This is a genomic window from Mycolicibacterium septicum DSM 44393, assembly GCF_000455325.1.
Classification (GTDB): domain Bacteria; phylum Actinomycetota; class Actinomycetes; order Mycobacteriales; family Mycobacteriaceae; genus Mycobacterium; species Mycobacterium septicum.
Window position 1 is genome coordinate 1,467,374 of sequence record NZ_HG322952.1, and the last position, 8,443, is coordinate 1,475,816.

Annotated in this window: 10 protein-coding genes; 7 read left to right on the top strand and 3 right to left on the bottom strand. The window is 68.0% G+C overall.

Going from position 1 to position 8,443, the window contains the following annotated elements:
* The 4 genes from TX88_RS26865 to TX88_RS26880 form a co-directional block, all read left to right on the top strand.
* A partial coding sequence (locus TX88_RS26865) for a PucR family transcriptional regulator (protein ID WP_044521400.1) occupies window positions 1–605 on the top strand: 605 nt, incomplete at its 5' end.
* A 75-nt stretch (window positions 606–680) separates the two neighbouring features.
* Window positions 681–1,931 carry an NAD(P)/FAD-dependent oxidoreductase gene (locus TX88_RS26870; RefSeq protein ID WP_044521406.1) on the top strand — a complete coding sequence of 417 codons (1,251 nt, stop codon included), beginning with the start codon at window positions 681–683 and terminating at the stop codon, window positions 1,929–1,931.
* 97 nt (window positions 1,932–2,028) lie between these two features.
* Window positions 2,029–2,493 (top strand): GreA/GreB family elongation factor, encoded by a 465-nt coding sequence (locus TX88_RS26875; RefSeq protein ID WP_044521408.1) that lies wholly within the window; start codon window positions 2,029–2,031, stop codon window positions 2,491–2,493.
* Window positions 2,494–2,518: 25 nt separating this feature from the next.
* The gene (locus tag TX88_RS26880; protein ID WP_044521410.1) at window positions 2,519–3,085 is read left to right on the top strand and encodes a TetR/AcrR family transcriptional regulator; all 567 of its coding nucleotides are present in this window, start codon (window positions 2,519–2,521) and stop codon (window positions 3,083–3,085) included.
* Here TX88_RS26880 and TX88_RS26885 read toward each other — a convergent pair.
* Window positions 3,069–3,635 carry a TetR/AcrR family transcriptional regulator gene (locus TX88_RS26885; protein WP_044521411.1) on the bottom strand — a complete coding sequence of 189 codons (567 nt, stop codon included), beginning with the start codon at window positions 3,633–3,635 and terminating at the stop codon, window positions 3,069–3,071. The two genes, TX88_RS26880 and TX88_RS26885, sit on opposite strands and share 17 nt — an antisense overlap.
* 86 nt (window positions 3,636–3,721) lie before the next feature.
* Here TX88_RS26885 and TX88_RS26890 point away from each other — a divergent pair, with 86 nt between their 5' ends.
* The 3 genes from TX88_RS26890 to TX88_RS26900 are packed head-to-tail and all read left to right on the top strand — an operon-like array spanning window position 3,722 to window position 6,438.
* Window positions 3,722–4,513 carry an SDR family NAD(P)-dependent oxidoreductase gene (locus TX88_RS26890; RefSeq protein ID WP_044521413.1) on the top strand — a complete coding sequence of 264 codons (792 nt, stop codon included), beginning with the start codon at window positions 3,722–3,724 and terminating at the stop codon, window positions 4,511–4,513.
* A gap of 45 nt (window positions 4,514–4,558) precedes the next feature.
* The gene (locus TX88_RS26895) at window positions 4,559–5,425 is read left to right on the top strand and encodes an SDR family NAD(P)-dependent oxidoreductase (protein ID WP_044521414.1); all 867 of its coding nucleotides are present in this window, start codon (window positions 4,559–4,561) and stop codon (window positions 5,423–5,425) included.
* The gene (locus TX88_RS26900) at window positions 5,422–6,438 is read left to right on the top strand and encodes an aldo/keto reductase (RefSeq protein ID WP_044521415.1); all 1,017 of its coding nucleotides are present in this window, start codon (window positions 5,422–5,424) and stop codon (window positions 6,436–6,438) included. The genes TX88_RS26895 and TX88_RS26900 overlap by 4 nt, the downstream gene beginning before the upstream one ends.
* A 13-nt stretch (window positions 6,439–6,451) precedes the next feature.
* On the opposite strand, the gene ligD is transcribed toward TX88_RS26900, so the two are convergent.
* Together ligD and TX88_RS26910 are read right to left on the bottom strand one after the other, a co-directional pair.
* A complete protein-coding gene (ligD, locus tag TX88_RS26905) occupies window positions 6,452–7,501 on the bottom strand; it encodes a non-homologous end-joining DNA ligase (protein WP_044521419.1) in 1,050 nt (349 codons plus the stop codon).
* 1 nt (window position 7,502) lies between these two features.
* Window positions 7,503–8,443, bottom strand: a 941-nt coding sequence (locus tag TX88_RS26910) for an ATP-dependent DNA ligase (RefSeq protein ID WP_044521423.1), incomplete at its 5' end; no start/stop codon positions are given.

An 8,443-nucleotide genomic window follows, 5' to 3' on the forward strand; every position in this document is an offset into this window, starting at 1 on the left:
CGTTCGAGCGGGCGACGGCCGGCTTCGGCTGGTCGCGACCCGGGCGCAGCGCCCTGGCCGGCAACACCGTCTACACCGTGCTGCCCGGCGCCGAGGCCCAGGCCGCGAGCGGCTGGGTGGCGGGGTTGCGGGCCGCGCTGCCCGATCCGGTGACCGTGCTGGCCGGGATCAGCGGCCCGGCCACCGCCGCCGAACTGGCGCTGGCGCGCAGTGAGGCCGACGAGTGCCTGGCCCTGCACGAGGTGCGCCACGGCGACGCCAAGAACCTGGACGAACAGGTGCCCGTCTACGACGAGGCCTGGGACGAGATCCTGCTGCAGCGCCTGCGGATCGCCGCCCGCGCCGGCCGCGCCCCGCAGCGCGGACCGGTCGCCGAGCTACGCGCCCACGATCAGGCCCACGGCACGCAGTACGCGGAGACGCTACGAGCCTGGTTGGAGGCCCAGGGCGATCTGGCCGGGGCCGGGCGGGCACTGGGCGTGCACGAGAACACCGTGCGCTACCGGCTGCGCAAGATGGTCGAGTTGACCCAGCTCGACCTGGACGATGCGCGCAAGCGGGTGGCGATGATGATCGAGCTCGCGGCGACAGAAGAGTTGTCGTAACTCGACAATCTCACCCCTTCTACTTGTCGAGATCCTGCAAACCAACTAAGCCGGGTCAGCCCCACCATGGGGAGCATGAATGGGGTCGAGCGCATTGACGGCGGACCGCGGTCTGCGGTGGTCGTGGGTGCAGGCATTGTCGGCCTGTCCACGGCATGGTTTCTCCAAGAGCGCGGGGTCGAGGTCACTGTCGTCGACCGCCGCGGAGTGGCCGCGGGTGCTTCCTGGGGCAACGCCGGCTGGATCTCGCCGACGCTGACCATCCCGCTCAACGACCCCGCGGTGCTGCGCTACGGGCTGCGGTCGCTGTTCGACCCGGCCGCTCCCCTGCACATCCCACTGAACTCGGGACCCCGCGTGCTGGCGTTCCTGACCCGGTTCGCAATGAACTGCAGGCTCTCCACGTGGACCCGGGCCGCCAAGGCCAACGTCCCGTTCAACGAGGAATGCCTCGAGGCCTACGACGTCCTGACGGCCAACGGGGTGTCGGTACCCACCACTGACGGACCGATCACAGCGCTGTTCGAAACGCAGCGGCAGGCCGAACACCTGATGACCGAACTGCGCCGCATGGCCGCGGTCGGTCAAACCGTGACCGTGACCGGCCTGTCCGGTGAAACACTGCGCGACCATGTGCCGCTGGCGTCCGCGGCGATCACCGCGGGCATCAGCGTGGAGGGTCAGCGCTTCGTGGACCCGGGCCGGTTCGTCCAGGCGCTCGGTGATGCCGTCATGGCCCGAGGTGCGGAGTTGGTCATCGGTGAGGTCACCGACGTTCGGGCCGAGGGTGCCACCGTCACCGTGGAACTGGCGGACGGCTCGCTGACCGCCGACACCGCGGTGATCGCCACCGGGGCGTGGCTGTCGAAGCTCGCCAAGCCCTGGGTTCGCACACCTGTGCAGGCCGGACGCGGCTACTCGTTCACCGTGCCGGTGCACCGCCCGATTCTCGGACCCATCTACCTGCCCGACGCCCGTGTCGCCTGCACGCCGTACCAGGGCGGACTGCGGGTGGCCGGGACCATGGAGTTCCGTTCCCCCGACGATCCGCTGCAACCACGGCGAGTCGACGCGATCATCGCCTCCGCCGTCCCACTGCTCGACGGTGTCGACTGGGATGCCCGCACCGACGTGTGGGTGGGCGGCCGTCCCGTCACGCCGGACGGGCGCCCACTGATCGGTGAAGTGACACAAGGCATCTACGTGGCAGGCGGCCACGGCATGTGGGGCCTGGCCCACGGCCCCGTCACCGGGCGGCTGCTTGCCGAATACATCACCACCGGAAAGCAACCCGAAGTCCTGAGGGAATTCGACCCGCGCCGCTGACGATTCACGACATCGCCCTAACGGGCCAACAAGCCGTCAGGGGCGGCGCGCGAACCCGCCCCTGACGGCATCTCCGCATCATCGGAAGGAAACCACAATGACTGTCAGCCAACGTATTTGGTTGTCACCACAGGCGTTCGACCGACTCCAGACCGAGTTGTCGACGTTGCGAGACCTGATCTCGGGCGAAGCCGCATCGGATTCCGACGAGAACGAGGTGGCGATCCAGCGGGCCCGCCAGACCCGCATCCAGCAGATCCACGACCTGCTGCTCAACGCCGTCGTCGGCGAGGATCCGCCCGACGACGGGGTGGCCGAGCCGGGCATGGTGCTGACCGTGCGCTACGACCAGACCGGCGAGATCGAGACGTTCCTGCTAGGCATCCGCGGCGCCGAATACGGCGACCTGGAGGTCTATTCGGTGAACTCACCGCTGGGTGAGGCCATCGTCGGCGCGCGTCCCGGTGAACAGCGGCAGTATCCGGTGCCCAGCGGCGAGGCCGTGCCCGTCACCCTGATCAGCGCGGTGCCGTTCGGGATGCACCTGCCAGCCGCGGGATAGGGCGCGCGCGTCTTACTCTGTCCGAATGGCAGGCGAACGCAAGGGCACGCCCGGCAGCTTGACCGCCGATGACTGGCTTCAGGCCGGGTACGCCCTGCTGGCCTCCGACGGGATGCGGGCGCTGAAGATCGAGCGGCTCTGCGAGCAGATCGGCGCCACCCGGGGCAGCTTCTATTGGCACTTCACCGACATGAAGGGCTACCGGGCGGCCCTGGTCGCGTCGTGGAATGCCTTCCTGGAACAGGACCGCCGCGCGCTGGCCGAACTCGAGGACCTGCCGCCGCGCGAACGGCTGTCGCAGATGATGAGACAGCTGCTGAGCCCACAGCACTGGACCCTGGAACGCGCGATGCGGGAGTGGGCCAGATCCGACGACATCGCCGCGGCCAACGTGCGGGCGGCCGATCACCGGGTGATGGTCGCCGTCACCAGGGCCTACCTCGACTACGGGTTCAGCCCCGAGGACGCCGGCCTGCGCGGCCAGGCCACCTTCGCCACCGGTATCGGGGCGCTGCACCTCATCGACTCGGCCGACGCACTGACGGCCGCGGAGCGCTACGAGCGCTTTCTGGACCTCATGCTGGCTCGATGATCGCGGAGAACACGCGCTCGAACAGGTCGGTCAGCTGATCGGTGTCCGCGTCGGTCAAGCCCGGGCTTCGTATCACCCGGCGCATCAGTAGGACTCCGCTCATCACCGACAGCATGGCGTCGGTGCGGAGCTCTCGCCCTGGCTCGGGGAGCTGACGGGCCAACCGCTGACCGACGTGGCGCGCGATCGCGTCGCGGACGATGTTCACCGCAGCCGGATTCGAGATGGACCGGAGCATGATCAGGAACGGCTCCAGCGGGTCGGCGTCCGGGTCGGAGCGTTCGACCAGTGCGATGGCGGCATCGCGGGCCAGGGCGTCCGGTTCCTCGGCGACGATCGTCGGAGGCGCGAACGAGGTCTCGACCGCTTCGGCGAACAGCTGCTCCTTGGACCCGAAGTAGCGGTTCACCAGCATCGCAGTGACCCCGGCGTCTCGCGCGATCTCACGAACGCCGACACCGTCGTACCCGGACAGCGCAAAGTGGCGGATCGCCGATTGCAGGATCGCCTCGCGGGTGGCAGCGGCATTGCGTGGTCGGGAGGAACCCATACCGAGAACGCTAGGGAATATCGCGCCGCAAGTCTACGTATGTATACCTATCGGATGTATACGAGCGTAGACATAGGAGCGGGGTCATGGATCTGGGTCTGTCGGGTAAGCGCGCACTGGTCACCGGATCGAGCACCGGGCTCGGTCAGGCCATCGCACAAACGCTTGCCGCTGAGGGTGCTTCCGTCGTGGTCCACGGGCGCGACGCATCACGCACGGACGACGTCGCCGAGCGCATTCGGGCCGCCGGCGGCGACGCGGTGTCCGTCACCGGCGACCTGGCCACCGACGCGGGTGCCGACGCCGCCGCCGCGACCGCGGGTGACATCGACATCCTCGTCAACAATGCCGGGTACTACGACGGACTGGGATGGTCCGAGCTCACGGCCGAGCTGTGGGCGCAGATCTATCAGGTCAATGTCGTATCCGGGGTGCGCATGATCGAGCGCCTCGTGCCGGGGATGCGGCGGCGCGGCTGGGGCCGTGTCATTCAGATCGGTGGCGGGCTGGCGATCCAGCCCGTCGCCATGCAGCCGCACTACAACGCAACCCTCGCCGCCCGACACAACCTCACCGTGTCGCTGGCCCGGGAACTCGCAGGCACGGGCATCACATCCAACACCGTCGCGCCGGGGGCCATCCTGACCGAACCCGTGCGGGACATGGCCATCCGCGCCGGAGCCGTACACGGCTGGGGCCCGACGTGGGAGGACATCGAGACCGCTGCTGCCACCGAATGGTTTCCCAACGATGTGGGCAGGTTCGGTCGACCGGAGGAAATCGCTTCCGCGGTCGCATTTTTGGCCAGCACGCAGGCCGGCTACATCAGCGGTGCCGATCTGCGCGTCGACGGCGGAACGATCCGCAGCGTCGCCTGAACCATCACCCCACCCAGATATGTCAACCGAAAGCAGGTAACCGCAATGTCGTACGTATTTCTGGTATCTGGCGCATCCCGTGGTCTGGGCCGCGCCATCGTAGAGGCAGCATTGGGCGCGGGACACCGCGTCGTCGCCGGCGTCCGCTCCGCTGACGCCCTGGCCGACCTTGCCGCCGGGGAACGGGACCGCCTCGCCGTTGTCCAACTCGACGTGACCGACGACGACCAGGTGCGCGCAGCCGTGGCCACCGCGGTCGAGCGGTTCGGCCGGCTCGACGTATTGGTCAACAACGCGGGCTACGCGAACATGGCCGCCATCGAAGACTTCGACTTCGACGACTTCCGCACCCAGATCGACGCCAACTTCCTCGGCGTCGTTCGCCTCACCCAAGCCGCACTCCCGGTCATGCGTGCCCAACGCGCCGGTCACATCGTCCAGATCTCGTCGGTCGGTGGACGACTCGTGCGCGCCGGCCTTGGCGCATACCAGTCGGCCAAGTGGGCGGTCACCGGGTTCTCCGGCGTCCTCGCCAAGGAGGTCGCACCTCTGGGAATCAAGGTCACGGTCCTGGAACCCGGTGGTATGCGCACTGATTGGGCCGGGTCGTCGATGCGCGTGGACACGGTCCGTGAGGAGTACGCCGCCACCGTCGGTGCGTCGATCACCCAAAGCACTCCGGAGAACCTCGGGGCCAGCGACCCCGCCAAGGTGGCCGGACTCGTCGTCGACATCGCCGAGATGAGTGATCCCCCGGCGAGGTTGCTCGTGGGGCCCGATGCCTACCGCTACGCGACTGCCGCCGGACGCGACCTGCTGGCCGACGACGAGAAGTGGGAAACCCTGAGCCTTTCCACCGCGGCCGATGACGTCACCGCCGATCAGGTCGACCCGCTGGGAGCCGTCAAATGAGGACAAAACTCGGGCATTCCGAGTTGACGGTGCGCCCGATCGGACTGGGCTGCATGGGAATGTCGCAGTCCTACGGCGATGCGGACGACAACGAGTCGGTGGCCACAATCCGGACCGCACTCGAACTCGGGGTCGACTTCCTCGACACCTCCGATGTGTACGGCGCGTCCGACATCACCTTCGGCGTGCCGATCCGCGGCTTCGGCCACAACGAGCGACTGATCGGCGCCGCGATCGCCGGGCACCGGGACGAAATCGTGCTTGCGACCAAGTTCGCGGCGAAGATCAACGACTCCGAGAACGGGATCGCGATCGACGGCCGGCCCGAGTATGTACGAACCGCATGTGAGGCCAGCCTGCGGCGCTTGGGAACCGACGTCATCGACTTGTACTACTACCACCGCCTCGACCCGAGCGTGCCGATCGAGGAAACCGTGGGAGCGATGGCCGAACTCGTCGCGGCAGGCAAAGTCCGTGCCATCGGACTCAGCGAGGTGAGTCCCGATCAGCTCCGCCGCGCCCATGCCACGCATCCGATCACTGCCCTGCAATCCGAGTACTCACTGTGGGAACGGCATGTCGAGGAGGGCATCACATCGACGTGCCGGGAGCTGGGTATCACCCTCGTGCCCTACAGCCCGCTGGGCCGCTCGGCGCTCACCGGATCCGTGAAGACCGGCAGTACCTTCGCCGCGGGGGATTTCCGGGCCACGAACCCGAGGTTCTCGGCCGAGAACCTCGCGGTCAACCTCGAGCCAGTCGAACAACTCAAGGCCATCGCGGCGGAGAAAGGGTGCAGCCCGGGACAACTGGCGCTGGCCTGGTTGCTCGCACAGCCGCTCGACGTGGTGCCGATTCCCGGAACGAAACGGATCCCGTTCGTCCGGGAGAACATCGCGGCCACCGACGTTGCGATCAGTGCCGACGAAGTCGCCCTTCTGGCCGGGATATTCACACCGGGCCGCGTCGCGGGAGAGCGCTACGCCCCGGTTCACGCCCGGACGATCCGGTGAGGCGCAGCGGTGGCTAATCCTGGCGGCGGTTGCCCTCCTCGTCCCAGTTGGCGGCGACCTTCTTGCTCGGCTGCACCCGGGGCGGCTCCCCCGGCATCTTCGGATAGCTCGGCGGGTACGGCAGATCCCCCAGGCCACGCTCCTCATCGGCGGCCACCAGGTCCAGCAGCGGCTGCAGGGACTGCTTCTTCTCGTCGATGCCGGCCCATGGATCCTCGCGGCCGGCAAGGAAATCCGGCACGGTGGCGATCGTGTAGTCGTCGGGGTTGGCTGTGCGGAGCTCGTCCCAGGACAACGGCGTCGACACGGTGGCGATCGGGGTCTTGCGGGCCGAATAGGCCGAGGCGAACGTGCGGTCGCGGGCGTTCTGGTTGTAGTCGATGAACAGCCGCTCGCCCCGCTCCTCCTTCCACCACGACGTGGTCACCGCATCGGGGGCACGGCGCTCCACCTCGCGGGCCAGGGCGATCCCGGCCCGCCGCACCTCGATGAAATCCCAGTCGGTCTTGATCCGCAGGAAGACGTGCACGCCGCGGCCGCCGGAGGTTTTCGGATAGCCGACCAGGCCGAGCTCGTCGAGAAGCGGCTTGAGCACATCGCAGGCGACCGCGGCGGCCTCGGCGAACCCCGTGCCCGGCTGGGGGTCCAGGTCGATCCGCAACTCGTCGGGATGCTCGGTGTCCGGGCATCGAACCTGCCAGGGGTGCAAGGTGATCGTGCCCATCTGCGCGGCCCACGCGATCGCCGCCGGGTGTGTCACCTTGAGGGCGTCGGCGGTTCGGCCGGACGGGAAGGTGACGACGCAGGTCTCCAGGTAGTCGGGATGCTTCTGCGGGACCCGCTTCTGGTAGATCTCCTCACCCTCGATGCCGTCGGGGAACCGCTGCAGGTGGGTGGGCCGGTCCTTCAACAACGTGACCATGCGGTCGGCGACGCCGAGGTAGTACTCCATCAGCTTGCCCTTGGTACCGTCCTTGCCGAGCTTGGGGTAGTACACCTTGTCCGGGTTGGTGAACCGGACCTTGATCCCGTCGACGTCGAGTTCGGTTGCCGGGGTTGCCATCTCAGCTGTCTCCCTCGAGGACGTCGTACAGGTCGTAGTTCAACGGCACGTCGAGCTGGTCGAACGTGCAGCTCGACGGTTCCCGGTCCGGACGCCAGCGCATGAACTTCACGGCGTGCCGGAAGCGTTGCCCATGGACGGTGTTGCCTTCCATCTGGTCATAGGCCACCTCGCACACACGCTCGGGGCGCACCGGAATCCAGCGCTTGTCGGCGGCCGAGTTCCAGCGGCTGGGGTCACCCTCACGGACTTCATCGCCCTCCCGCAGCGGCTCCAGGTCGGCCAGCAGCTTGAGCCGGTCCTTCACGCTGAACGAGGCTGCGCCACCGACCATCTGCAGCTCACCGTCGGGCCGGTAGAGGCCGAGCAGGATCGAGCCGATGCCCTCCCCGCTCTTGTGGATGCGGTAACCGATGGCCACGCAGTCGGCGTCGCGGTGGTGCTTGACCTTCACCATCTCCCGCTTGCCCGGCAGGTAGGGGCCGTCGAGCTTCTTGGCGATCACCCCGTCGAGCCCGGCCCCCTCGAAGGTCTGCAGCCACTGGGCGCCGAGGTCGGGATCGGTGGTGGTCCGGGTGACATGACACCACTTCTCGGCGTTGACGGCGTCGATCAGCGCCTCGCGGCGCACCCGGAACGGCTCGGCGAGCAACAACCGGTCACCGGTGGCCAGGGCGTCGAATCCGATGAAGTGCGCCGGGGTCTGTTCGGCGAGCATCCGCACTCTCGACTCGGCGGGATGGATGCGCTGCGACAACGACTCCCAGTCCAGGCGCACCCGGCCGTCGATCTCACGCGGCACCACCACTTCACCGTCGAGGACGCAGCGGTCGGCGAGTTCGGCACGCAGGGCGTCGAGCAGTTCGGGGAAGTAGCGCCCGAGTTCCTTTCCGCTGCGGGACTGCAGCACCACTTCGTCGCCGTCGCGGAAGGCCAGCGCGC